The following is a 25,415-nucleotide window of genomic DNA, read 5'->3' on the forward strand; positions in this document are numbered from 1 at the left end:
CGGAGAATCAAATGGACTTTAGCATAAAAGCATTCGACACAAAAAACACGCTGGCCGCAGCCAAATCGGGCTGTGTGGCAGTCGCGGTGTTCGAAAACAAGAAACTGTCGGAGGCGGCGAAAGCCCTCGATCTGAACGGCGACATCGGCGCCGCCGTCAAGTCGGGTGACATCTCCGGCAAGCCCGGTTCGACCCTGCTGCTGCGCGGCGTGGGCGGCGTGGCCGCGGCCCGCGTGCTGCTGGTCGGCATGGGTGCGGACGAAGCCATCACCGAGAAAAGTTTTGCCGGCGCCGTCTCCGCTGCCCTGAAAACCTTCGCTTCGCTGGGCGCGCAAGATGCCATTATCGCATTCCCGCTGGAGAATGTGAAAGCGCGCGACCTGAATTGGGCCCTGCGCACCATCGTCCTCGCCGCCAACGAAGGCGAGTTCCGCTCCGACGCGCAAAAGAGCAAGAAGGATCCGGCCCCGACTGGTGTGCGCAAGCTGGCCATCGCCGTCCCGGCGGCCACGCCGCAGCTGAAGGCGACGCTGGCGCAGGCCCAGGCCATCGCGAACGGCATGAACCTCACGAAGGAACTGGGCAACCTGTCGCCGAACGTCTGCACCCCGACGTATCTCGCGAATACGGCGAAGAAGCTCGCGGGCGACTTCGGCTTCGACGTCGAAGTCCTGGACCGCAAGCAGCTGGAAGCCCTCAAGATGGGCAGCTTCCTGTCCGTCACGCGCGGCAGCGAAGAGCCGCCGAAGTTCATCGTCCTGAAGCACAACGGTGGCAAGAAGAACGACGCGCCCGTCGTCCTCGTCGGCAAGGGCATCACCTTCGACACGGGCGGCATCTCGCTGAAGCCGGGCGCGAACATGGACGAGATGAAGTACGACATGTGCGGCGCCGGTTCCGTGCTGGGGACGTTCCGCGCCATCGGCGAAATGGGTCTCAAGCTGAACGTCGTCGGCATCGTCGCCGCCTGCGAGAACATGCCGTCGGGCCGCGCCACCAAGCCGGGCGACATTGTCACCGCGATGAACGGCACCACGATCGAGATCCTGAATACGGACGCGGAAGGCCGCCTGATCCTGGCCGACGCGCTGACCTACGCCGAGCGCTTCAAGCCGGCCGCCGTCATCGACATCGCGACCTTGACGGGCGCCTGCATCGTCGCCCTGGGCCACCACACGTCGGGCCTGTTCACGCGCCACGACGATGCGCACGACGCCCTCGCCGACGAATTGCTGGATGCGGGCAGGCAGGCGGGCGACGTGGCCTGGCGCTTCCCCATCGGCGAGAACTACAGCGAGCAGCTGAAGTCGAACTTCGCCGACCTGGCCAACATTGGGACGCCGGGCGGCGCATCGATCACCGCGGCATGCTTCCTGGAGAACTTCACGCGCAACTACACGTGGGCCCACCTGGACATCGCGGGCACGGCGTGGAAATCGGGGGCCGCCAAGGGTGCGACGGGCCGTCCGGTGCCCCTGTTGACGACGTTCCTGCTGAACCGCGTGTAAGCAACACGGGTTCGATATAAAAAACGGATGCCGCGGCATCCGTTTTTTATTGGGCAATCCGGTTATTGCGCGCTCAGAAGACGACGTTGCCGTTCTCGCCGGACGCGCCCGGCGTGCCCGCCGCCGCGGGCGCCGGATGCATCAGCACCGTCAACGTGGACTGGTAGGCGACGCCGGAACCGTCGTTCGCATTGATGTAAGGCGCGCCGCCGGCGCTGACGATGATGTTGCCGATCAGCCGGTCGCTGTCGAAAAACGACGTGGCATGCGCGACGGCGACCTCGCGCGCGTCGCCCGTGCCCGCGCGCGCGCAATCGATCGTCAGCGGGCTGCGGCTGCGCTCGACCGTGACCCGTCCCGGCGCCACGACGAACCAGCGTCCCGCCGCATTGGACAGCACGCAGCCGACGCCCGCCACTTCGCGGTGATCGAGGATCGTGTGGACTTCCAGCTGCTGGGTGGGCGTCTCGCCCATCGTCGTCACGCAGCCGCTTGTGGCGGCCATCAGCGCGACGGTGCAGGCGGTACGGAAATAAGAATTGGACATGTCTTCACCGATAAAGCATACCTGTCCGTTTACGGCGGCAATCGGCAAGACATGAGCGGCACTAGGCGGGTTCGGCCGAGACGAGGGGCGCGAAGCGCGGCAGGCATGTGCCGTCCACGTCGACGAACCCGAAAAACGCGTCGCGCGGGCGGACCCAGGTCTTGCCGTCCTCCCCGCGATACACGACGACGGCCGTGTGGTCCGCCTCGAGGACGGCCTCGCAGACCACCTCGTACACCCCGCCCTTGTAGTGGCGGTAACGCATCAAGCCTTTTCTTCGGCCGCCGCGCGATGCTTCTTCTTGAGGCTCTGGATGACCTTGACGATGCCTTCGACGCCGGCGTTGTCGTCGAGTTCGCTGAACGCATCCAGCACCTCGTTGAGTACGCGATTGCGCACGCTCGCCTCGTCGGCCTGCATCTTCTGCGGCTGCTGCGGATTCTCGGACGGCGCGAATTTCTGCGGCGTCTCGGCCGCGGCTTTCTGTCCGTGGGCCAGCGCGGCCTGCCAGATCAGCCAGCGGCGCTGGGTTTCGTACACGAGGTACTCTTCCGGCTTGTCTTCACGACGCCGGACAATGTGGCCATCGCGTTGGGCCCATGCTTCAAATGCTTGGCGCATTGTTGTCCTTTAATAAGCTGTGTGCAAATCCTGCTCTCGGGATCCGCGATCGTTACACACCTGCCAAAGGCCGGTCGCTCGACCGACCACGGCAACCCTCTCTCAATGCAACGGATTGCTGTTGAATTCTTGGTTCCTGAGCAATATGCCAATAGTACAACCAAAGTTGGCCTACTGCAATTTTTTTCTTTCGAGAAGGAGACGATACGGAAATGTCCCCTGTCTTGCTGTGATTGTTACATCTTGTCACAGTTACGCGAAACTTTCCAGCGTCGTTACGATTTTTTACTCCACGGACAATAATTTTACGACATGTTTGTTGCAACTAGCACAAATAATTCCAATTGTGTGATGGCTTGGCGAGCCAGGAAGTGTTGCAAGAATGGCTCACAGCCACGATACTGCCCGGATTGTGCCGGACGGTCCGGCCCGTGCAACCAGACATCTTCATGAAAATCGCCACCTGGAACGTCAACTCGCTGAAAGTACGCCTGCCGCACCTGCTCCAGTGGCTCGCCGCCAACCCCGTCGACGTGCTGTGCCTCCAGGAGACCAAGCTCACGGACGACAAGTTCCCCGTGGCCGAAATCAACGCGGCCGGCTACGAGGTCGTGTTCAGCGGCCAGAAGACGTATAACGGCGTGGCGATCCTGTCGCGCCTGCCGCTCGCGGACGTCGTGCGCAACAATCCGTACTACCAGGACGAGCAGCAACGCCTGATCGCCGCGACGATAGGCGGCGTGCGCATCATCTGCGCGTACGTGCCGAACGGCCAGGCTGTCGGCTCCGACAAGTATGCGTACAAACTGGGGTGGTTCGAAGCGCTGCGCCGGTGGGTCGGCGAGGAATTGAAGATCCACGAGCAATTCGCGATCCTGGGCGACTACAACATCGCCCCCGAGGACCGCGACGTGCACGACCCGGAACTGTGGGCCGGCCAGATCCACTGCTCCGACCTGGAGCGCGAAGCGCTGCGCGAACTGTGCGGCCTGGGACTCGTCGACGCATTCCGCCTGTTCGAGCAGCCCGAGAAGCAGTACAGCTGGTGGGACTACCGCCAGATGGCGTTCCGCCGCAACCGCGGCCTGCGCATCGACCACATCCTGCTGTCGCAGGCGCTGGCGAAGCGTTGCGAGGCGTGCGCAATCGACCGCGAACCCCGCAAGTGGGAGCAGCCGTCGGACCACACGCCAGTGATCGCGACGATCGTCTAAAACGGTACGGTGGGATACGCGTGGGCACGGGGATGCCAGAACATCGCCCGGCCTACGAATTTTGCAGAAGCGCCGGGATGGCCTCGGCATCCACCGGCCGCGCGAACAGATAGCCCTGCGCAAACTGGCACCCGGCGCGGCGCAGCAGCGCCAGCTGGGCCTCGTTCTCGACGCCCTCGGCCACGACAGCCATCTGCAAGCTTCCGGCCAGCGCCATGACCGCGGCGACGATGGCCTGGTCTTCGCTGCTCGTCTCCAGGTCGCGCACGAACGCGCGGTCGATCTTGATCTTGCGGACCGGGAAGCGCTTCAGGTACGCGAGGCTCGAATACCCGGTGCCGAAGTCGTCGATCGACAGGCGGATGCCCATGCTGTAGATCTGGCCCAGCGTCTCCAGTGTCTGCCCGCCGTGCTGCATCAGCGCCGTCTCCGTGATCTCGAATTCCAGCAGGCTCGGGTCGATGCCCGTGTCGTCGACGATCGAGCGGATGGCCTGCATCAGGCCTCGGTGCACAAACTGGCGCGCCGACAAGTTGACGGCGAGCGGGAGCGCCGGCAAGCCCGCGCGCTGCCATGCCATCGACTGCTCGCAGGCGCGCCGGATCACCCATTCGCCCACCGGCACGATCAACCCGTTCTCTTCCAGGATCGGGATGAAGTCGTCGGGCGCCACGAGGCCCTGCTCCGGATGGCGCCAGCGCAGCAGCACTTCGAGGCCCTGCACGCGGCCGTCCTGCGTGCTGACGATGGGCTGGTAGAACAGCACGAATTCCTCGCGCAGCAGCGCACCGCGCAAGTGCGTCTCCAGCTCGAAATGGCGCGCGGCCGCCGCGTTCATCGGCTCCGCGTAGAACTGGTAGTTGTTGCGGCCGGCCGCCTTCGCGTAATACATCGCGGCGTCGGCCTTGCGCATCAGGCTCGCGACGTCGTGGCCGTCGTCCGGGTACAGGCAGATGCCGATCGACGGCGAGATGTGCAGGTCGCGGCCTTCGAAGTCGACGGGCGCCGCCAGCGCCTCGATGATCTTGTCGCCCACGAGACCGCACTCCTCGGCCGCGCGCACGCCCGGCACCAGCACGACGAATTCGTCGCCCCCGAGGCGCGCGACGGTGTCGCTCGCGCGCACGACGCGGCACAGGCGCCGCGCCACTTCCTTCAGCAGGTGGTCGCCCGCCGCGTGGCCCAGCGAATCGTTGATCGTCTTGAAGCGGTCCAGGTCGATGAACAGCAGCGCGAGCTTCAGGCCTTCGCGCCGCGCCGCCAGCAGCGCGCGATCCAGCCGGTCGGACAGGAGCGCGCGGTTGGGCAGGCCCGTGAGCGCGTCGTGGTACGCCATGTGGTGGACGCGCGCCTCGGCCTGGCGCCGCTCGACGATCTCGGCCTGCAGCTCCGCCGTGCGTTCCTGCACGCGCACTTCGAGCTCGTCGCGCGCGCGCCGCAGCGCGTCCGCGGCCTCGCGCTGCGCCGTCACGTCGTCGATCAGCCAGACGCTGCGCCCGCCGCGGTCCGCCATGTCGAACGGCCGGCCCGACAGGCGCGCCCAGAAGCGCATGCCGTCGCGCCGCACCAGTTCATACTCCGCCATGTGCACGCGCCCCGCCTCGAAGTCGCGCCGGGTCTCGTCGCGCGCGCGCTGCCAGCCCGCGTCATCGGGATACAGGTCGCGCACGGGCAGGCCCTCGATGCTGCCGCCATGGTGGCCGAACAGCTCTTCCATCTTGCGGTTGCAGTGCAAGGTCCGGCCGTTCTCGACGACGGCGATGCCCAGCACGGCGTTGTCGAGGATCGCCTGGTTTTCCAGCAGCGCGTTGCGCAGCGATTCCTCGGCAGCCTTTTCGCCCGTGCGGTCCTCGATCATCCAGACCATCGTGCCCGTGCCCAGCTCCTCCGGATTGACGGCATAGCCGATCAGGTTCACCCACATCGGCGTGCCGTTCCGGTGCACCATCGTCGTCTCGGTCTTGAACGAGCCGCCCGTGCGCAACACGCCGTATGCCTTGTCGCCCATGTCGACGAACGCGTCGTCGTCCGCGTACAGCACGCGCGTCGGCTGGCCCAGCACCTCGCCGGGCCCGTAGCCGAACATCGCGCCGAAGCAATCGTTGTAGCGCGTGATGATGCGCTCGCGCGTGAAGAAGATGCCGATCGACGCATTCGTCATGATGGCCTGGATCTCCGTCAGCGCCTGGCGCGCCTCCGTGACGTCTTCCACGATCCACACCGTGCCCGCCTCGCGCGCGCTCATGTCGACAGCCTTCGCGCGGATGCGGCACCAGATCGTGCTGCCGTCGCGGCGGCGCAGCGGCACTTCGCTCTTCTCGAACAGGCTGCCCGTCGTCAGCACGAGGACGGCCTCGCCGATGAACGCCTCGTACATGGCGCGCGTGGCGAAGACCTTCGCCGGGGTATGGTTGATCAGTTCTTCCGGCGTGTAGCCGAGCATCCCGGCCATCCGCGGATTGCACGACTTGACGAGGTCGGGCAACGTGACGGCGATGCCCACCGGCGCATGCTCGACGACGGCAGCCTGTTCCAGCAAGCGCCCGCGCAGCGCGGACTGGCCGTCGCCGAGCGTGAGCACGTCGCCGAATACGAAGACGGCACCACCGGCCGGCAGCGGCTTCGCGCGCACTTCGACGGGACGGCCGCGCAGGCCGCGGTCGAGCAAGCCATCCCAGCGGCGCTCGCCGGCCAGCGACAGGCGGATCTCGACCGCCATCGCGGCCGCCGTGTGCGCGCAGAACAGCGACACCAGCGCACGCCCGTCGACGGCGCCGCCGGCCAGCTCGACGAGCGCCGCGTTCGCGGCCCAGATCCTGCCTTCGCCGTCGCAGGCGCAAGCCGGCGCCGCAATCAATGCCAGCGCCTCGGCCACCAAGGCCGGTGTGTTCGTTCCCCGATCCATCCCTCTTCCCGGCTAGCCTATTGACAAGGCTATTTGTCGATTTTTGGGTGGATCATAGCTGAAAATGTTCGTAATTTATCGTTTGGAAACACTAAATTCAGCGGATGACGCTAGGCAACAACGGTTCAGAACGCGTCACCCGGCACGCGCACCCAGCCTTCCATCAGGACGCGTGCGCTACGACTCATGACGGCCTTCGTGACGACCCAGTCGCCGCCGTCCTGGCGCGCCTCGGCGCCCACGCGCAGCACGCCGGACGGATGCCCGAAGCGCACGGCCTCGTGCGCGCGCCCGCCCGCGGCGAGGCTCACGAGCGTGCCCGGAATCGCGGCCGCCGTGCCGATGGCGACGGCCGCCGTCCCCATCATCGCGTGGTGCAGCTTGCCCATCGACAGCGCGCGTACGAGCAGGTCGATGTCGTCCGCCTCCACGCGCTTGCCGCTCGACGCGACATAGCCTGCCGGCGGCGCCACGAACGCGACTTTCGGCGTGTGCTGGCGCCGCGCCGCCTCCTCCACGTGCGCGATGAGGCCCATGCGCATGGCGCCGTACGCGCGGATGGTCTCGAACATCGCCAGCGCCTTCGGGTCGCCGTTGACGGCGTCCTGCAGTTCCATGCCCGTGTAGCCGATGTCGGCCGCGTTCACGAAGACGGTCGGGATGCCGGCGTTGATCAGCGTGGCTTTCAGCGTGCCGACGCCGGGTACCTCGAGGTCGTCGACCAGGTTCCCGGTCGGGAACATCGCGCCGCCGCCCTCGCCCTCGTCGGCGGCCGGGTCCATGAATTCGAGCTGCACTTCGGCCGCGGGGAACGTGACGCCGTCCAGTTCGAAGTCGCCCGTCTCCTGCACCTGGCCGTTCGTGACGGGCACGTGGGCGACGATCGTCTTGTTGATGTTGGCCTGCCAGATGCGCACGGTGACGATACCGTTGTCCGGGATGCGGGCGGGATCGATGAAGCCGTTGGCGATGGCGTACGGCCCGACCGCGGCGGACAGGTTGCCGCAGTTGCCGCTCCAGTCGACGAACGGCTTGTCGATGGCGACCTGGCCGAACAGATAGTCGACGTCGTGGCCGGGCCGCGTACTGGGCGCCACGATGACGGTCTTGCTCGTGCTGGACGTGGCGCCGCCCATGCCGTCGATGTGCTTGGCGTACGGGTCGGGGCTGCCGATCACGCGCAGCAGCAGCTTGTCGCGCGCCTCGCCGGGGACTTGCGCCGCTTGCGGCAGGTCCTGCAGGCGGAAGAAGACGCCTTTGCTCGTCCCGCCGCGCATGTAGACGGCGGGGATCTTGATTTGGGGTGCGTGGGCCATGTGTTTGTCTTTCGTTGAATGCGCGCGGTGTTCAAACGTGCGTCGAACGCGTGGACGGCAGAGCCGTCCACGCGTCCAACCGGCGCATGAACAACCACGACGTTATGCGGCGACCTTGGAAGACGCGAGGAAGTCCTGCGCGAACCGCTGCAGCACCCCGCCCGCCTCGTAGATCGACACTTCCTCGGCCGTGTCGAGACGGCAGGTCACGGGCACCTCGACGGTGTCGCCATTGCGCCGATGGATCACGAGCGTCAACGCAGCGCGCGGCGTGCGCTCGCCCACGACGTCGAACGTCTCCGTACCGTCGATGCCCAGGGTGAGACGCGTGGTGCCCGCCTGGAATTCCAGCGGCAGCACGCCCATGCCGACGAGGTTCGTGCGGTGGATGCGCTCGAACCCTTCCGCCACGATCGCTTCCACACCCGCGAGGCGCACACCTTTCGCGGCCCAGTCGCGCGACGAGCCCTGGCCATAGTCGGCGCCCGCGATCACGATCAGCGGCTGCTTGCGCTCCATGTACGTCTCGATCGCTTCCCACATGCGCGTGACCGTGCCGTCCGGCTCGATGCGCGCGAGCGAACCGGCACGCACGCTGCCATCCGTATTGCGCACCATCTCGTTCTTGAGCGTGGGATTCGCGAACGTGGCGCGCTGCGCCGTCAGGTGGTCGCCGCGGTGCGTCGCGTACGAATTGAAGTCTTCTTCGGGCAGTCCCATCTTCGCGAGGTATTCGCCCGCGGCGCTGTCGGCCATGATCGCGTTCGACGGCGACAGGTGGTCCGTCGTGATGTTGTCGCCCAGGACCGCCAGCGGCCGCATGCCCGTCAGCGTGCGTTCTCCGGCGAGCGCGCCTTCCCAGTACGGCGGGCGGCGGATGTAGGTGCTCATCGGGCGCCAGTCGTACAGCGGCGAGACCGATTCACCACCCTCTTCGCGCCGTGCGAACATGATGTCGTAGACCTTGCGGAACTGCTGCGGCTTCACGGCCCGTTCGACGACGGCATCGATCTCCGCGTCGCTCGGCCAGATGTCGGCCAACCGCACCGGCTTGCCGTCGGCGTCGACGCCCAGCACGTCCTTCTCGATGTCGAAGCGGATCGTGCCCGCGATCGCGTACGCGACGACGAGCGCCGGCGACGCGAGGAACGCCTGCTTCGCATACGGGTGGATGCGGCCGTCGAAATTGCGGTTGCCCGACAGGACCGCCGTCGCGTACAGGTCGCGGTCGATGATCTCCTGCTGGATCGCCGGATCGAGCGCGCCGGACATGCCATTACACGTCGTGCAGGCGAAGGCAACGACGCCGAAGCCCAGTTGTTCCAGTTCCGGCAACAGCCCTGCTTCGTCGAGGTACATCGGCACGGTCTTGGAGCCCGGCGCGAGCGACGACTTCACCCACGGCTTGCGCGCGAGCCCGCGCGCGTTCGCGTTGCGCGCGAGGAGGCCCGCCGCGACCATGTTGCGCGGGTTGTTCGTATTCGTGCAGCTCGTGATCGCGGCGATGATGACGGCACCGTCAGGCATCTTGCCCGGCTCGTTCTCGACGACGCCCGTGATGCCGTGCTGCGCCAGATCCGACGTCGGCACGCGCTTGTGCGGATTCGACGGGCCGGCGATGTTGCGCACAACGGTGGACAGGTCGAAGCGGAGCGTGCGCTCATACTGCACGTTCTTCAAAGTGTCGGCCCACAACCCCGTTTCCTTCGCATACAGCTCGACCAGCTTCACGAGCTCGTCGTCGCGTCCGGTCAACTTCAGGTACTTGATGGTCTGCTCGTCGATGGCGAACATCGCGGCGGTTGCACCGTATTCGGGTGCCATGTTTGAGATCGTCGCGCGGTCGCCCAGCGTGAGGTTCGCGGCGCCTTCGCCGTAGAACTCGAGGTACGCGGACACGACCTTCGACTTGCGCAGGAATTCCGTCAGCGCCAGCACGATGTCGGTCGCGGTGATGCCCGGTTGCGGCTTGCCCGTCAATTCGACGCCGACGATGTCCGGCAGGCGCATGTACGACGCGCGGCCCAGCATGACGCTTTCCGCTTCGAGACCCCCGACGCCGATCGCGATGACGCCGAGCGCATCGACCATTGGCGTGTGCGAGTCGGTGCCGACGAGCGTGTCCGGGAACGCGACGCCGTCCTTCACCTGCACGACGGGGCTCATGCGCTCCAGGTTGATCTGGTGGAGGATGCCGTTCCCCGGCGGGATCACGTCGACGTTCTCGAATGCCTTCTTCGTCCATTCGATGAAGTGGAAGCGGTCTTCGTTGCGGCGGTCCTCGATGGCGCGGTTTTTCTCGAACGCGTCCGGATCGAAGCCGCCGCATTCGACGGCGAGCGAGTGGTCGACGACGAGCTGCGTCGGCACGACCGGGTTCACGAGTGCCGGGTTGCCGCCCTCCTTCGCGATGGCGTCGCGCAGGCCGGCCAGGTCGACGAGGGCCGTCTGGCCGAGGATGTCGTGGCAGACGACGCGCGCGGGGTACCAGGGGAAATCGAGGTCGCGCTTACGTTCGATGAGCTGCTTCAGCGAGGGCACCAGCGCGACGGGATCGCAGCGGCGCACGAGGTTTTCGGCCAGCACGCGCGACGTGTACGGCAGGGTGTCCCAGGCGCCGGGCTGGATGTCGTCGACGGCGGCGCGCGCGTCGAAGTAGTGGAGTTGCGTGCCGTGCAGGGGCTTGCGATATTGACTGTTCATGGCGTTGCCTGTGAAACGAGAGAGAGGTGCAGGTGGTGCAGCGCACGGTACCCGCCCTCGTGGTAAATGGCGTCCGGCTCGACGCCGAAGGATTGGAAGCCGAAGGCGTCGTACAGCCGCCGCGCGGGCAGGTTGCCGTCGATGAGCTTCAAGGTCAGGCGGCGCAGGTGGCCGAGCGAACGGGCGTGATCGATCAGGTGCGCGGTCAGCAGGCGCCCCACACCGGCGCGCTGGTGGCTGCGCGTGACCATCAGGCTGCTCAGCATCGCCGAATGGTGCAGCCGGCTGCCCTTCTTCGCGCACAGGCAGATGACGCCAGCGAGCAGGTCGCCGTCGAACGCGCCGAACCACGTGTAGTCGGGCAGCGCCAGCCGGTCGGCATGCCAGGTTTCCGATTGCGCGAGCGCGTCTTCGTACGCGGGGCCGTGCGCGTACTGGAAATCGCGCAGGTTTTCCAGGCGCAGCGCGCGGTAGGCCGCGACGTCCGCGGCGCCGAGGGGACGGATGTGGATGCCGCCGGCGTCCATCTTCATTTGCGGTCCGCGAGGGGCACGAACTGCAGGTCTTCCGGGCCGACGTAGTTCGCGCTCGGGCGGATGATCTTGTTGTCGATGCGCTGCTCGATGACGTGCGCCGACCAGCCGGACGTGCGCGAGATGACGAACAGCGGCGTGAACATCGCCGTCGGCACGCCCATCATGTGGTACGAGACGGCCGAGAACCAGTCGAGATTCGGGAACATCTTCTTCACTTCCCACATGACGGATTCGAGGCGCTCGGCGATATCGAACATCTTCATCGAGCCTGCTTCGTGCGACAACGTGCGCGCCACCTCCTTGATCACCTTGTTGCGCGGGTCCGAGATCGTGTACACCGGGTGGCCGAAGCCGATCACGACTTCCTTGTTCGCCACGCGGTTGCGGATGTCCGCTTCCGCCTCGTCCGCGTTTTCGTAGCGCTTCTGGATGTCGAACGCCGCTTCGTTGGCGCCGCCGTGCTTCGGACCGCGCAGCGCGCCGATCGCGCCCGTGATGGCGGAATAGATGTCGGAGCCCGTGCCGGCGATGACGCGGCCCGTGAACGTGGACGCGTTGAACTCGTGTTCCGCGTACAGGATCAGCGACGTGTGCATTGCCTTCACCCACTCGTCGGACGGCTTCGCGCCGTGCAGCAGGTGCAGGAAGTGGCCGCCGATCGAATCGTCGTCCGTCTCCACGTCGATGCGTTTGCCGTTGTGGCTGTAGTGGTACCAGTACAGCAGCATCGAGCCGAACGACGCCATCAGGCGGTCGGCGATGTCGCGCGCGCCGGCGATGTTGTGGTCGTCTTTTTCCGGCAGCACGCAGCCGAGTACCGAGACGCCCGTGCGCATCACGTCCATCGGATGCGCGCCGGCCGGCAGCGCTTCCAGCGCGGCTTTCACCGCCTGCGGAAGGCCGCGCAGCGATTTCAGCTTCGCCTTGTAGCCACGCAGCTCCGCATTGTTCGGCAGCTTGCCGTGCACGAGCAGGTAGGCGATTTCCTCGAACTCGCTGTTGTCGGCGACGTCCAGGATGTCGTAGCCGCGGTAGTGCAGGTCGTTGCCGGAACGGCCCACGGAGCACAGCGCCGTGTTGCCGGCGGCGACGCCGGACAGGGCGACGGATTTCTTCGGCTTGAACGTTGGGGTATCGGTCTTCACATCGGTCATCGTAGTCTCCTTTTATTTCGCTTCATTTGGCTTTGTTCTGGGCGAACAGCGCGTCGAGCTTCTGTTCATAGCTGTGGTAATCGATGCGCTCATACAGCTCGGCGCGGGTCTGCATCGTATCGACGACGTTCTTCTGCGTGCCGTCGCGGCGGATCGCCTCGTAGACGTTTTCCGCGGCCTTGTTCATCGCGCGAAATGCCGAGAGCGGGTACAGCACGATGTCGACGTCGGCGCCGCGCAGCTCGTCCACGGTGAACAGCGGCGTCGCGCCGAATTCGGTGATGTTGGCGAGGATCGGCACCTTCACGGCACGCTTGAACTGCGCGTACATCTCCAGGCTCGTGATGGCTTCCGGGAAGATCATGTCGGCGCCCGCCCCCACGCACGCGACGGCCCGTTCGACGGCTTTATCCAGGCCCTCGACCGCGAGCGCATCCGTGCGCGCCATGATGACGAAGTTGTCGTCCGTACGCGCGTCGACGGCCGCCTTCACGCGGTCGACCATCTCGCCCTGGCTGACGATCTCCTTGCCCGGACGGTGGCCGCAGCGCTTGGCGCCGACCTGGTCCTCGATGTGGCAGGCGGCCGCGCCGGCCTTGATCAGCGAACGGACGGTCCGCGCGACGTTGAATGCGGACGAACCGAATCCGGTATCGATGTCGACGAGCAGCGGCAGGTCGCACACGTCCGTGATGCGGCGCACGTCGATCAGGACGTCTTCGAGCCCCGAGATGCCGAGGTCCGGCAGGCCCAGCGACCCGGCTGCGACGCCGCCGCCGGACAGGTAGATGGCGCGGTAGCCGGCCCGCTTCGCGAGCAGCGCGTGATTCGCGTTGATGGCGCCGATCACCTGCAGCGGATGTTCGTCCTGGACGGCCTGGCGGAATGCGGCGCCGGCGGAGTGTTGGGTCATGTCCTTACCTTTCTTGAAGCAAATCGGAGGGTGTGGCACAAGGTTTTGCAAGGACCGTGCCAGTGGGCTTCCGAGGCGGACAACCCCGATTTTCAAGCACTTGGGTGCGCGGCGCAAGCGCGCACGGCCGTCAGACGTTGCACGCCGTTTCAATCTGAAACAGCCGGCGAAACAACGAACAGGGATTGTCGGTCTGCAGAAAGCGGCCAGTGCCGTTCGCCGAGCGCGGCCAGGGCATGAAAAAACCCGCACGCGGCGGGTTTCTTGTGGAGGACGCAAGGTGGGCAGCGAGGCCGGGGCCTCATGCCCACCTTTGCGTCGATGCGCGATCAGTGCGCGGACGCGCCGGCGGCACCGATACCGGTTTCCGAACGCACTTCCTGCGCTTCGTAGCCGGCCTTGTCGATCGCAGCACGCGGGCTGCTGTCAGTGACCGAGAACAGCCAGACACCGATGAAGCCGACGGCCATCGAGAACAGGGCCGGCGAGGTGTACGGGAAGATCTCGGCCGTGTTGTGGAACACGTCGACCCACACGGACTTCGAGAGCACGGTCAGGATCACGGCAGTGGCCAGGCCCAGGAAGCCGCCCACGGTCGCGCCGCGGGTCGTGCACTTGCTCCACAGGACCGACATGAACAGCACCGGGAAGTTCGCGGATGCGGCGATCGCGAATGCCAGCGACACCATGAACGCGACGTTGACCTTCTCGAACACGATACCCAACAGCACGGCGGCGATGCCCAGGCACACGGTCGTGATCTTCGACACGCGCAGTTCGCTGCCCGGTGCCGGCTGGCCCTTCTTGATGACCGTGGCGTACAGGTCGTGCGACACGGCCGAGGCACCCGACAGGGTCAGGCCCGCCACGACGGCGAGGATCGTTGCGAACGCGACGGCCGAGATGAAGCCGAGGAACACGTCGCCGCCGACGGCGTTCGCCAGGTGCACGGCCGCCATGTTGTTACCGCCCAGCAGTTTGCCGGCCGCATCCTTGAACGCGGGGTTGGTGCTCACCAGCACGATCGCGCCGAAGCCGATGATGAAGGTCAGGATGTAGAAGTAACCGATCCAGGTGGTTGCCCACAGCACGGATTTGCGCGCTTCCTTGGCGCTCGGGACCGTGAAGAAGCGCATCAGGATGTGCGGCAGGCCGGCCGTGCCGAACATCAGCGCCATGCCGAGCGAGATGCCGGAGATCGGATCCTTGATGAAGCCGCCCGGGCCCATGATCGCGTCATGCTTGCTGTGCACTTCGACGGCCTTGGCGAACAGCGCTTCCGGGCTGAAGTTGTACATGGCCAGCACGGAGAACGCCATGAACGTGGCGCCGCCCAGCAGCATCACGGCCTTGATGATCTGCACCCACGTCGTCGCGGTCATGCCGCCGAACAGCACGTAGACCATCATCAGCACGCCCACGATGACGACGGCCATCCAGTAGTCCAGGCCGAACAGCAGCTTGATCAGCTGGCCGGCGCCGACCATCTGCGCGATCAGGTAGAACAGCACGGTGACCAGCGTGCCGGAGGCCGCGAACATGCGCACGGGCTTCTGGGCGAAGCGGTAGGCGGCCACGTCGGCGAACGTGAAGCGGCCCAGGTTGCGCAGGCGCTCGGCCATCAGGAACGTGATGACGGGCCAGCCGACGAGGAAGCCGATCGCATAGATCAGGCCGTCGAAGCCGTTCGCGAACACGGCGGCGGAAATGCCCAGGAACGAGGCGGCCGACATGTAGTCGCCGGCGATCGCCAGGCCGTTCTGGAAGCCGGTGATGCCGCCGCCGGCCGTGTAGAAGTCGGAGGCGGAGCGGGTGCGCTTGGCGGCCCACTTGGTGATGAACAGGGTGAAGACGACGAACACGACAAACATCGAGATCGCGGTCCAGTTCGTGGCCTGCTTTTGCGCCTGGCCCAGGTCCGGGGAGGCGAGGACGGCGCCGGTCGCGGCCAGCAGCGCCGCGGCGGCGGCGCTCTTCATCAGGGTAGAGTTCTTCATGCGCGTACCTTTTCTTTGCCGGACGCGGCGTTGCGTTGGATGGCGTCGGTCAGCGCGTCGAATTCGCTGTTGGCACGGCGCACGTAGATGCCGGTGACGGCGATCGTGAACAGGATCACGAACAGGCCGAGCGGAACGGCCCAGGACATGACGCCGGACCCGACTTTCGAGGCCATGAACTGCTTGTCGAACGCGTTCAGCAGCGTGAAGCCGTAGTACACGATCATGACGAGCCACGTCAGCGTCCAGCCGTAGCGGGAACGCGTCTTGACGAGCTTGTGGTAGTTCGGATCTGCTTTGACCCGCTGGACGATTTCATCTTCCACTTTAGTCTCCATTTTAATAATCACCGTTCAGGTGGACGGCATGGCAACGATCCTATGTCGGTCGCCTTACCCGATTCTTACGGCTGGCGGAAATGTTTGCGCCCAACCATTTCACCGTGAAACCAAATTGAAACATCGGTTGCACGTTGCGGTACACTTGCAACATGAGTTACCCGAACCGACCCGCTCCGGCGCCGGACCAGGGTGCCGGCAAGCCCGTCATCTGGACGGTGTCCGTGTCGCGCCTGTCCGACCTGTTCCGCCACATCACCCCCGAATACGACCACCTGGCGCAGATCGAACCGCTGCACCTGGGCTTCGACGAGGCCGCCCGCCACATCCGCGAACGCATGGCGACGGAGCACTGCGACGTCGTGATCGCGGCCGGCTCGCAGGCCGCCTACCTGAAGGGACGCGTGTCCGTCCCGGTCGTCGTGGCGACAGCCAGCGGCTTCGACGTCATGCAGGCGCTGTCGCGCGCGCGGCGCCTGTCCCCGCGCATCGGCCTCGTGCACTACCAGCGCCCCGTGGCGGAACTGGCCGAGTTCGCGGCCACGTTCGGCCTCGCCGTCGAGCAGCGCACGTATGTGACGGAAGACGATGCCCGCGCCAGCATCGCCGAGCTGAAGGCGGCTGGCGTGGAAGTCGTCGTCGGCGCGGGGCTGATCACCGACCTGGCCGAGGAAGCGGGGCTCAAGACCGTGTTCGTGTACTCGCTCGATTCGATCCGGCGCGCGTTCGACGACGCCCTCGAGATGGCGCGCCTGACGCGGCTCGAGAGCGGCCGCGGACGGCGCGTGGTGGCCGCCGACAGCCGGCGCGCCCGCCGCGGCCTGGCCGACCTACGGGGGGAGTCCCCCGCGATGGAACGGCTGCGCCAGACCGTCGTGCTGTACGGGCGCTCGCCCGCGACGGTCCTCATCCAGGGCGAGACGGGCAGCGGCAAGGAACTCGTCGCCCAGGCCATCCACCGCGAGAGTCCGCGTCGCGGTGCGAACCGGCCGTTCGTCGCCGTCAACTGCGGGGCGATCGCGGAGTCGCTGCTGGAATCGGAATTGTTCGGCCACGAGGAAGGCGCGTTCACGGGCGCGCGCCGGGGCGGTCATGCGGGACTGTTCGAGGCGGCCGACGGCGGCACCCTGTTCCTCGACGAGATCGGCGAGATGCCGCTCGCGCTGCAGACGCGGCTGCTGCGCGTGCTGGAGGAGCGCGAAGTGATGCGCGTGGGCGGCACGCGCCCCGTGCCCATCGACGTGCGCGTGATCAGCGCCACCCACTGCGACCTGGAGGCACGCGTGCGCGAGGGCCGGTTCCGCGCCGACCTGTTCTACCGCCTGGCCGTGCTGCGCCTCGCCCTGCCCCCGCTGCGCGAGCGCCGCAGCGATATTCCCGCGCTCGCCGACTGGGCGCTGAAGAACGCCCTCGCCGCGCTGAGCGCACGGCCGCATCCGAACCTGGCTGCGGAAATCGCCGCGTGCGGCCCGCAGCTGGCGGCGTATGCGTGGCCGGGCAATGTGCGCGAACTGCGCAACGTGATGGAACGCCTCGCGCTGTTCCTCGCAGCCGAACCGCTGCAGGCGCTGACGCCCGCGTTCCTGTTGTCGGTGGCGCCGGAACTGGGCGCGGCGCCCGTGCTGCCGGCCGCCCCGGCGCAGGAAACCGTGGCCGACGTGCTGGCGCGCTTCAACGGCCAGCGCGACGCGGCGGCGCGGCACCTGGGCATCAGCCGCACGACGTTGTGGCGGAGATTAAAGGCGGGCAACTAGCCCGTCTTAATTCGCCCCAACGCACGCGCGCGCCAAAAGCCGTAGTATTATTTTTTTACTACGGCCTGGCGCCCGATCGGCGCCAGCTTTCGCACGCGGCGCCCACGAGGCCCGCGCCGCCCGTCCGCACGGAGGCACTATGCAAGACTTGTCGCAAGCTGCACTGTTTTCCCTGATCGGCAACACCCCCATGGTGGAAGTCACCCGCATCGACACGGGGCCCTGCCGCCTGTTCCTGAAGCTCGAATCGCAGAACCCCGGCGGCTCCATCAAGGACCGCGTGGGCCGCGCCATGATCGAGGCGGCGGAGCGCGACGGCCGCCTGCAGCCGGGCGGCACCGTCGTCGAGGCCACGGCCGGCAACACGGGCCTGGGCCTCGCCCTCGTCGCCCGGATCAAGGGCTACCGGGTCGTGCTCGTCGTGCCCGACAAGATGGCGTCCGAAAAAATCCTGCACCTGAAGGCGCTCGGCGCCGAGATCCACCTCACCCGCTCCGACGTCGGCAAGGGCCATCCCGAGTACTACCAGGACTACGCTGCGCGGCTCGCGCGCGAGATCCCCGGCGCCTGGTTCGCCGACCAGTTCAACAATCCCGCGAACCCCGCCGCGCACGAAACCACCACCGCGCCCGAAATCTGGGACCAGATGCGCCACGAGCTGGACGCCATCGTCGTCGGTGTCGGTTCGTCGGGCACGTTGACGGGCCTGTCGCGCTTCTTCGCGCGCGTGCAGCCCGACCTGGAATTCGTGCTGGCCGATCCGAAGGGCTCGATCCTCGCCGAGTACGTCGAGACGGGCAAGGTCAGCGAGGTGTCCGGCTCCTGGGCCGTGGAAGGCATCGGCGAAGACTTCATCCCCTCGATCGCCGACATGTCGCGCGTGAAGACGGCCTATTCGATCAGCGACGAGGAAAGCTTCAACACGGCGCGCGATCTGCTGCGCCAGGAAGGCATCCTCGCGGGCTCGTCGACGGGCACACTGCTCGCGGCCGCGCTGCGCTATTGCCGGGCACAGACGACGCCGAAACGCGTCGTGACGTTCGTCTGCGACACGGGCACGCGCTATCTCACCAAGGTGTACAGCGACGGCTGGATGGTCGACCAGGGCCTGCTGCACCGTCCCCGCACGGGCGACCTGCGCGACCTGATCGGGCGCCGCTTCGACGACGGCGAAGTCATCACGGTGTCGCCCACCGACACGCTGCTGACCGCGTTCAACCGCATGCGCAGCGCCGACCTCGCGCAGATGCCTGTCATCGACAAGGGCAAGCTCGTGGGCCTCATCGACGAGTCCGACCTGCTGCTGCACGTGACGAGTGACCGGGAACACTTCAAGGCGCCCGTCTCCGGTACGATGACGTCCGACCTCCAGACGTTGGCTCCCTCCGCCGGCATGCAGCAGCTGCGCGACATCCTCGACCGCGGCCTCACCGCCGTCATCGCCGAGGGCGATCATTTCTATGGCCTGATCACCCGCTTCGACCTTCTCAACCACCTGCGCAGGACACTGACGTGACCCATCCAGACGACACGAACAAACGCCACATCGCCACGCGCGTCATCCACGGCGGCCAGGCGCCCGATCCGGCCACGGGCGCCGTGATGCCGCCCATTTACGCGACGTCGACCTTTGCCCAGGAAAGCCCCGGCGTGCACAAGGGCCTGGACTACGGCCGCTCGCACAACCCCACGCGCTGGGCGCTGGAGCGCTGCGTGGCCGACCTCGAGAGCGGCGGCGCCGCGTACGCGTTCGCGTCCGGCCTCGCCGCCATCGCGGCCGTGCTGGAACTGCTGCCGGCCGGCTCGCACATCGTCGCCGGCGACGACATGTACGGCGGCACCTACCGGCTGTTCGAGCGCGTGCGCCGCGTCAGCAGCGGCCACGATTTCACGTACGTCGACCTGACGGACCCGCTGGCGCTGGCGAACGCGCTGCGACCGGAAACGAAGATGGTGTGGGTGGAGACGCCGACGAACCCGATGCTCAAGCTGGCCGACCTGCACGCGATCGCGCAGCTGTGCCGCGAGCGCGGCGTGATGACCGTGTGCGACAACACGTTCGCGAGTCCCGTCAACCAGCGCCCGCTGGAACTGGGCATCGACATCGTCGTGCACTCGACGACCAAGTACATGAACGGCCACTCGGACGTCATCGGCGGCGTCGCCGTCGTCGGCGGCCAGCCGCACCAGCAGGCGTGGCGCGAGCGCCTCGGCTTCATCCAGAATGCCGTCGGGGCCATCCAAGGACCGTTCGACAGTTTCCTCGTCCTCCGCGGGATCAAGACGCTGGCGCTGCGCATCGAACGCAGCAACGCCAACGCGCTCGACCTGGCGCAGTGGCTCTCGAGCGAGCCAAAAGTGCGGCACGTCTACTATCCGGGCCTCGCGTCGCACCCGCAGCACGAGCTGGCGCGGCGGCAGATGCACGGCTACGGCGGCATCATCTCCATCGACCTCGACACCGACCTCGCCGGCGCGCGTCGCTTCCTCGAGAAATGCGAGATCTTCACCTTGGCGGAAAGCCTGGGCGGCGTCGAGAGCCTGATCGAGCACCCGGCCATCATGACGCATGCGACGATTCCCGCGGACCAGCGCGCGCGGCTCGGGATCGGCGATGGCCTGATCCGGCTGTCGGTCGGGATCGAGCACGTGGACGATCAACGCGCCGACCTGGCAAGGGCGCTCGCCGCGATCTGAAAACGTCTCCTCCGGGGTGCCCTCCGGTGCCCACGGAGTCCTGTGGGGCGCCATCCTGTGCCCACGGACTCCTGTAGGGTGGGCTCCCTGAGCCCACCCTACGACTAGGCCCAGGCCGGCGCTGGCAGCGCCAGGCCTTCCTCGTTTTCGCATTCTGCGACGAACACGGGTCGTCCGGCGTCGTCACCTTGCACGCGGAACGTGGACACGACGTCCGTCAATTGCTCCGCCTGCGCGCGCAGCGTGGCGGCCGCGGCCGCGGCCTGCTCGACCATCGCCGCATTCTGCTGCGTCGCCTCGTCCATGTCGGCGATCACACGACGCACCTGCGCGATGCCCGCCGCCTGCTCCGAGCTGGCGCCGTCGATCGCATGCAGCAGGTCGGCGACTTCGCGCACGCGCGCAAGGATCTCGCGCATCGTGCCGCCGGCCGCGCTGGCGATGCCCGCACCGGATTCGATGGCGCCCGTCGATTCGCCGATCAGCTGCTTGATCTCTTTCGCCGCGGCCGCGGAATGCTGGGCCAGGCTGCGCACTTCGGCCGCCACGACAGCAAAGCCGCGCCCTTCGGCGCCCGCGCGCGCCGCCTCGACGGCCGCGTTCAATGCCAGGATGTTCGTCTGAAACGCGATCCCGTCGATCATCGCCGTGATGTCGCCGATGCGCGCGGCGGACTGGCGGATCGTCTCCATGCGCTCGACCATCTGCCCGACGGCGCCCGCGCCCTGCTGCGCAACGCCGGACGCGGCGAGCGCGAGCGCGTTGGCGTCGTGCGCGTTGACGTGGTTCTGCTCCACGGCTTCCGTCAGCTCGGACATCGCCTGCACCGTGGCGTGCAGATTGCGCGCCTGCTCCTCCGTCCGGTGCGACAGGTCGCGGTTGCCGGCGGCGATCTCGGCCGACGCGTCGTCGATCGTGCGGGCGCTGTCCAGCACCTTGACGACTGTCGCCGACACACCGCCCGTCATGTGGTTCAGCGCATCGAACAGGCGGCCGATCTCGTCGCCGCGTGCGTGGTCGATGGTGGCCGACAAATCGCCCTCGGCGACGCGCTCGGCGAGTTCGACGGCGTGCTGCAGCGGCGTCACGATGCTGCGCGTGAGCAGCCACCCGGCCGCGCAGCCGATGAGGAGCGCCGCCGCGCCGAATGCCGGCAGGAGCACGCGGCTCAGCGCGAACGCGTGCGCCGACGTTGCGGCCAGCGCGCGCGCCTCGCGCGTCTGCCAGGCCAACAAGCTGTCGAGCGCGTGCGTGTAGACATCGAACGTCGTCGCGAGTTCGCCGGCCGTCATCTGCTCGACGTCCTGCGTCTTGCCGAGGTCCTTGGCCTGGAACACCTGCGCGCGGATCTTGAGATACGCGGCCTTGCGCTGGGCCGCCGCGTCGATCAGCGCGCGCTCCGCGGGGGCGGACGGCAATGCGGCCAGCTTCGCGTCGAGGGCAGCGGCATTCTTGTCGCCTTGCGTGAGCTGGGCCTGGAAATAATCGCCCGCTTCCAGGCTATCGCTGCGGGCGATCGCCACGGCGCGCACGCCGTTCAGCCGGGCGATGCCTTGCAGTTCCGCCGTCAGCTGCTGGCGGGCGAGCTTATCGTTGACGAGATCGTTCGTGATCGCGTCGGCGGCCTGCATGCGCCACAACGCGACGATGGAAATGATGACGATGGCGAGAGACACCACGGCAAAGGCGCCGAGGATCTTGGTGCCGGTCTGGAGGTGGGCGAGTCGCATGGGGTCGTGTCCGGAAGAGAGGGATGCGACCGATTATAGAAATGCCATGTGACAACAAAATGAATGAATGTGACAGCCATGCATTCTTTTGTTACGTGCCAATGACAAAAAAGAAAGCCCGCACGGGGCGGGCTTTCGGTGCAGCGATGGCGATCGCTTATTCGGCTTATTCGATCTCAACGGTCTCGACCGGCTCCGGCGGCGGCGGAACGTCGCCTTCCGGGAACTCGAGGAACACCTCGTCCTTCTCGTTCAGCTCGACCGTCACACGACCGCCGTTCACGAGACGGCCGAACAGCAGCTCGTCGGCCAGCGCCTTGCGGATCATGTCCTGGATGAGGCGCGACATCGGCCGCGCGCCCATCTGCGGATCGAAACCTTTCTTCGCGAGGAACTTGCGCAGTTTCTCGGTGAAGATGGCTTCCACCTTCTTCTCGTGCAGCTGCTCTTCCAGCTGCATCAGGAACTTGTCCACGACGCGCAGGATGATGTCCTCGTCGAGCGCGCGGAAGCTGATGATCGCATCCAGCCGGTTGCGGAACTCCGGCGTGAACATGCGCTTGATGTCGGCCATCTCGTCGCCCTGCGCCTTCGAATCCACGAAGCCGACGGAGCGCTTGGTCAGGCTTTCGGCGCCCGCGTTCGTGGTCATGATGATGATCACGTTGCGGAAGTCCGCCTTGCGGCCGTTGTTGTCGGTCAAGGTGCCATGGTCCATCACCTGCAACAGGATGTTGAAGATGTCCGGATGGGCCTTCTCGATCTCGTCCAGCAGCAGCACGGCATGCGGCTTCTTCGTGATGGCCTCGGTCAGCAGGCCACCCTGGTCGAAACCGACGTAGCCCGGCGGCGCACCGATCAGGCGCGACACGGCATGACGCTCCATGTATTCCGACATGTCGAAGCGCACCAGCTCGATGCCGAGGATGAACGCCAGTTGCTTCGCGACTTCCGTCTTGCCGACGCCGGTCGGACCGGAGAACAGGAACGAACCGATCGGCTTGTCCTGCTTGCCGAGGCCGGCGCGCGCCATCTTGATCGCGGACGCCAGCGCATCGATGGCCGGGTCTTGCCCGAACACGACGTTGCGCAGGTCGCGGTCGATGGTCTGCAGCTTGCTGCGGTCGTCCTGGTTGACGGTCTGCGGAGGAATCCGCGCGATCTTCGCGATGATGTCCTCGATCTCGGTCTTGCCGATGGTCTTCTTCTGCTTCGACTTCGGCAGCACGCGCTGCGCGGCACCCGCTTCGTCGATCACGTCGATCGCCTTGTCCGGCAGGTGACGGTCATTGATGAAGCGCGCGGCGAGCTCGGCCGCGGTCGACAGGGCCGACGCCGAATACTTGACGCCATGGTGCTCTTCGAAGCGCGACTTGAGGCCGCGCAGGATCTGCACGGTCTGCTCGACCGACGGCTCGTTCACGTCCACTTTCTGGAAGCGGCGGCTCAGAGCGTGATCCTTCTCGAACACGCCGCGGAATTCCGTGAACGTGGTCGCGCCGATGCACTTCAGCTGGCCGTTCGCGAGGGCCGGCTTCAGCAGGTTCGATGCGTCCAGCGTGCCGCCCGATGCGGAACCGGCGCCGATGATCGTGTGGATCTCGTCGATGAACAGGATGCCGTTCGGCGTGTCCTTGAGCTGCTTTAACACCGCCTTCAGGCGCTGCTCGAAGTCGCCGCGGTACTTGGTGCCGGCCAGCAGCGCGCCCATGTCCAGCGAATACACGACGGCATTCTGCAGGATCTCGGGCACGTCTTCCTGGACGATGCGCCATGCCAGGCCTTCCGCGATCGCGGTCTTGCCGACACCGGCCTCGCCCACGAGGAGCGGATTGTTCTTGCGGCGGCGGCACAGGATCTGGATCACGCGATCCACTTCCTCTTCGCGTCCGATCAGCGGATCGATGCGGCCATCGGCGGCAGCCTTGTTCAAGTTCTGGGTGAACTGATCCAGCGGGCTTTCCTTGGCCTGGCCTTCGACCTGCGCCTCTTCCACGCCTTCCGACGCCTTCTGGCTGTCGATCTGCTGGTCCTTGCGGACGCCGTGCGAGATGAAATTGACCACGTCGAGACGGGTCACGCCCTGCTGGTGCAGGTAGTAAACGGCATGCGAGTCCTTCTCGCCGAAGATCGCCACGAGCACGTTCGCGCCCGTCACTTCCTTCTTGCCGTTGGACGCGGACTGGACGTGCATGATCGCGCGCTGGATCACGCGCTGGAAGCCCAGCGTCGGTTGAGTGTCGACTTCGCCCGTGCCGGGCACGGTCGGCGTGTTGTCGCCGATGAAATTCGTCAAGGTCTTGCGCAGGTCTTCGATGTTGACCGCGCACGCACGCAGGACTTCAGCGGCCGACGGATTGTCGAGCAGCGCCAGCAGCAGGTGTTCGACCGTGATGAACTCGTGCCGAGCCTGCCGCGCTTCGACAAAGGCCATATGTAGAGATACTTCCAGTTCCTGCGCAATCATACTTCCTCCATCACGCACTGCAGGGGGTGGCCTGCCTTGCGCGCATGCGTTAATACAAACTCCACTTTGGTACACGCTATATCTTTGGAAAACACGCCGCACACGCCCTTGCCATGACGGTGTACGGAAAGCATGATCTGCGTGGCCGTTTCGCGATCCTTGTTGAAGTACTCCTGGATGATGGCGACCACGAACTCCATCGGCGTGTAGTCGTCATTGAGCAACGCCACCTGATACAACGGGGGTGGCTTGACGGTCTGCCGCTCCAGCAGCTGTTCGGTATCTTGCTTGGTTGCCATAGGGGTATTCTAAATTGCTTTCGATCTTCGTGTGTGCGGAAACTAACCCTCAGGGTAATCCCAGTTGCTTTCATCTTACGCGTTTTCCAGCCGGAGCACAGATGGCGGTCCGATTGCCAAAATCAAGAGGTTGTTTTTAGGCGATTGTGAAAATTTTCACAACACCTGTTCAAAACCGCTTGACTTACAAGATTATTGCACCAACAATGCAGTTATTGACATGTACTTATGTACTTGTTGATAAGAATGAGCAGGCTGAGGAGGGGGCAAGAAGCTTCTTGCTTTTATGGCTCGTGTGATTTGTTTTTAATCGAAGGTTATTTTATGGCAACAGGTACTGTGAAGTGGTTCAATGATTCCAAAGGTTTTGGCTTCATCACCCCTGATGACGGCGGCGAAGATTTGTTCGCGCACTTCTCCGCAATCAATATGAACGGTTTTAAGACCCTCAAAGAAGGTCAAAAAGTCCAATTCGAAGTCACGCAAGGCCCGAAAGGCAAGCAAGCTTCCAACATCGTCGGCGCGTAAGCACCCTCTGGAAGCAGAAGACCCCGCTGCGGCGGGGTTTTTTTCATTCTACGCCAGGCGCAGCAGCGTGCGGCGCGGCACCTCGGCGCCCCTCCTCCCGGCCGTGACGCTCGCCGTAGCGCTCAGTTTGCATATGTGCAATCGTTTGCCGCGCCGCAAAACATCTGCATGCGGTAAATCAAACGTCC

Annotated in this window: 20 protein-coding genes; 6 read left to right on the plus strand and 14 right to left on the minus strand. The window is 65.8% G+C overall.

Annotation, left to right across the window (positions count from 1 at the left end; all coding sequences use genetic code 11):
- The first annotated feature begins 11 nt into the window (after positions 1 to 11).
- Positions 12 to 1,508, plus strand: a complete 1,497-nt coding sequence (locus NX784_RS19260) for a leucyl aminopeptidase (RefSeq protein WP_258818312.1) — start codon at positions 12 to 14, stop codon at positions 1,506 to 1,508.
- A gap of 73 nt (positions 1,509 to 1,581) precedes the next feature.
- Here the strand turns inward: NX784_RS19260 and NX784_RS19265 are convergent, their stop codons facing one another.
- The 3 genes from NX784_RS19265 to NX784_RS19275 form a co-directional block, all read right to left on the minus strand.
- The gene (locus NX784_RS19265) at positions 1,582 to 2,055 is read right to left on the minus strand and encodes a hypothetical protein (RefSeq protein WP_258818313.1); all 474 of its coding nucleotides are present in this window, start codon (positions 2,053 to 2,055) and stop codon (positions 1,582 to 1,584) included.
- A gap of 61 nt (positions 2,056 to 2,116) precedes the next feature.
- Positions 2,117 to 2,320, minus strand: a complete 204-nt coding sequence (locus NX784_RS19270; RefSeq protein ID WP_258818314.1) for a DUF1653 domain-containing protein — start codon at positions 2,318 to 2,320, stop codon at positions 2,117 to 2,119.
- On the minus strand, positions 2,320 to 2,676 hold the full coding sequence (locus tag NX784_RS19275) for a phiTE_015 family protein (protein WP_258818315.1): 357 nt from the start codon (positions 2,674 to 2,676) through the stop codon (positions 2,320 to 2,322). Before NX784_RS19275 ends, NX784_RS19270 begins: the two co-directional genes overlap by 1 nt.
- Positions 2,677 to 3,125: 449 nt before the next feature.
- Between NX784_RS19275 and xth the strand changes: the two genes are divergently transcribed.
- Complete coding sequence (xth, locus tag NX784_RS19280; RefSeq protein WP_258818316.1) at positions 3,126 to 3,890, plus strand: exodeoxyribonuclease III; 765 nt, start codon at positions 3,126 to 3,128, stop codon at positions 3,888 to 3,890.
- A 52-nt stretch (positions 3,891 to 3,942) separates the two neighbouring features.
- On the opposite strand, the gene NX784_RS19285 is transcribed toward xth, so the two are convergent.
- The 8 genes from NX784_RS19285 to NX784_RS19320 all read right to left on the minus strand — a co-directional run bounded on the left by NX784_RS19285 (position 3,943) and on the right by NX784_RS19320 (position 15,740).
- Positions 3,943 to 6,795 (minus strand): EAL domain-containing protein, encoded by a 2,853-nt coding sequence (locus NX784_RS19285; protein ID WP_258818317.1) that lies wholly within the window; start codon positions 6,793 to 6,795, stop codon positions 3,943 to 3,945.
- 125 nt (positions 6,796 to 6,920) lie between these two features.
- Positions 6,921 to 8,111 (minus strand): 2-methylaconitate cis-trans isomerase PrpF, encoded by a 1,191-nt coding sequence (gene prpF, locus NX784_RS19290; protein ID WP_258818318.1) that lies wholly within the window; start codon positions 8,109 to 8,111, stop codon positions 6,921 to 6,923.
- A 102-nt stretch (positions 8,112 to 8,213) separates the two neighbouring features.
- Positions 8,214 to 10,814: a Fe/S-dependent 2-methylisocitrate dehydratase AcnD gene (gene acnD / locus NX784_RS19295; RefSeq protein ID WP_258818319.1), complete on the minus strand. Its 2,601-nt coding sequence runs from the start codon at positions 10,812 to 10,814 to the stop codon at positions 8,214 to 8,216.
- Positions 10,811 to 11,347: a GNAT family N-acetyltransferase gene (locus NX784_RS19300; RefSeq protein ID WP_258818320.1), complete on the minus strand. Its 537-nt coding sequence runs from the start codon at positions 11,345 to 11,347 to the stop codon at positions 10,811 to 10,813. Before NX784_RS19300 ends, acnD begins: the two co-directional genes overlap by 4 nt.
- Positions 11,344 to 12,504: a bifunctional 2-methylcitrate synthase/citrate synthase gene (prpC, locus tag NX784_RS19305; protein WP_258818321.1), complete on the minus strand. Its 1,161-nt coding sequence runs from the start codon at positions 12,502 to 12,504 to the stop codon at positions 11,344 to 11,346. The genes NX784_RS19300 and prpC overlap by 4 nt, the downstream gene beginning before the upstream one ends.
- Positions 12,505 to 12,526: 22 nt before the next feature.
- Positions 12,527 to 13,417: a methylisocitrate lyase gene (gene prpB / locus NX784_RS19310; RefSeq protein WP_258818322.1), complete on the minus strand. Its 891-nt coding sequence runs from the start codon at positions 13,415 to 13,417 to the stop codon at positions 12,527 to 12,529.
- A 329-nt stretch (positions 13,418 to 13,746) separates the two neighbouring features.
- A complete protein-coding gene (locus NX784_RS19315; RefSeq protein WP_370662951.1) occupies positions 13,747 to 15,414 on the minus strand; it encodes a cation acetate symporter in 1,668 nt (555 codons plus the stop codon).
- Entirely contained in the window at positions 15,411 to 15,740 is a 330-nt protein-coding gene (locus NX784_RS19320) for a DUF485 domain-containing protein (RefSeq protein ID WP_258818323.1), read from the minus strand. Before NX784_RS19320 ends, NX784_RS19315 begins: the two co-directional genes overlap by 4 nt.
- Positions 15,741 to 15,904: 164 nt before the next feature.
- Between NX784_RS19320 and prpR the strand changes: the two genes are divergently transcribed.
- The 3 genes from prpR (at position 15,905) to NX784_RS19335 (ending at position 20,203) form a co-directional block, all read left to right on the plus strand.
- Entirely contained in the window at positions 15,905 to 17,506 is a 1,602-nt protein-coding gene (prpR, locus tag NX784_RS19325) for a propionate catabolism operon regulatory protein PrpR (RefSeq protein ID WP_258818324.1), read from the plus strand.
- Positions 17,507 to 17,645: 139 nt separating this feature from the next.
- Positions 17,646 to 19,022 carry a pyridoxal-phosphate dependent enzyme gene (locus NX784_RS19330; RefSeq protein ID WP_258818325.1) on the plus strand — a complete coding sequence of 459 codons (1,377 nt, stop codon included), beginning with the start codon at positions 17,646 to 17,648 and terminating at the stop codon, positions 19,020 to 19,022.
- Positions 19,019 to 20,203, plus strand: a complete 1,185-nt coding sequence (locus tag NX784_RS19335; RefSeq protein ID WP_258818326.1) for a trans-sulfuration enzyme family protein — start codon at positions 19,019 to 19,021, stop codon at positions 20,201 to 20,203. The genes NX784_RS19330 and NX784_RS19335 overlap by 4 nt, the downstream gene beginning before the upstream one ends.
- 104 nt (positions 20,204 to 20,307) lie before the next feature.
- Here NX784_RS19335 and NX784_RS19340 read toward each other — a convergent pair whose 3' ends face one another.
- From NX784_RS19340 to clpS, 3 genes are all read right to left on the minus strand, one after another.
- Positions 20,308 to 21,933 (minus strand): methyl-accepting chemotaxis protein, encoded by a 1,626-nt coding sequence (locus NX784_RS19340; protein ID WP_258818327.1) that lies wholly within the window; start codon positions 21,931 to 21,933, stop codon positions 20,308 to 20,310.
- A 166-nt stretch (positions 21,934 to 22,099) separates the two neighbouring features.
- The gene (gene clpA / locus NX784_RS19345; RefSeq protein WP_166859891.1) at positions 22,100 to 24,400 is read right to left on the minus strand and encodes an ATP-dependent Clp protease ATP-binding subunit ClpA; all 2,301 of its coding nucleotides are present in this window, start codon (positions 24,398 to 24,400) and stop codon (positions 22,100 to 22,102) included.
- Entirely contained in the window at positions 24,397 to 24,699 is a 303-nt protein-coding gene (gene clpS / locus NX784_RS19350) for an ATP-dependent Clp protease adapter ClpS (protein ID WP_258818328.1), read from the minus strand. The genes clpA and clpS overlap by 4 nt, the downstream gene beginning before the upstream one ends.
- A 324-nt stretch (positions 24,700 to 25,023) precedes the next feature.
- Between clpS and cspE the strand changes: the two genes are divergently transcribed.
- A complete protein-coding gene (gene cspE, locus NX784_RS19355) occupies positions 25,024 to 25,227 on the plus strand; it encodes a transcription antiterminator/RNA stability regulator CspE (RefSeq protein WP_036165387.1) in 204 nt (67 codons plus the stop codon).
- The last annotated feature ends 188 nt before the right edge of the window (positions 25,228 to 25,415 follow it).

It is taken from the genome of Massilia pinisoli (genome assembly GCF_024753285.1).
GTDB lineage: Bacteria > Pseudomonadota > Gammaproteobacteria > Burkholderiales > Burkholderiaceae_D > Telluria > Telluria pinisoli.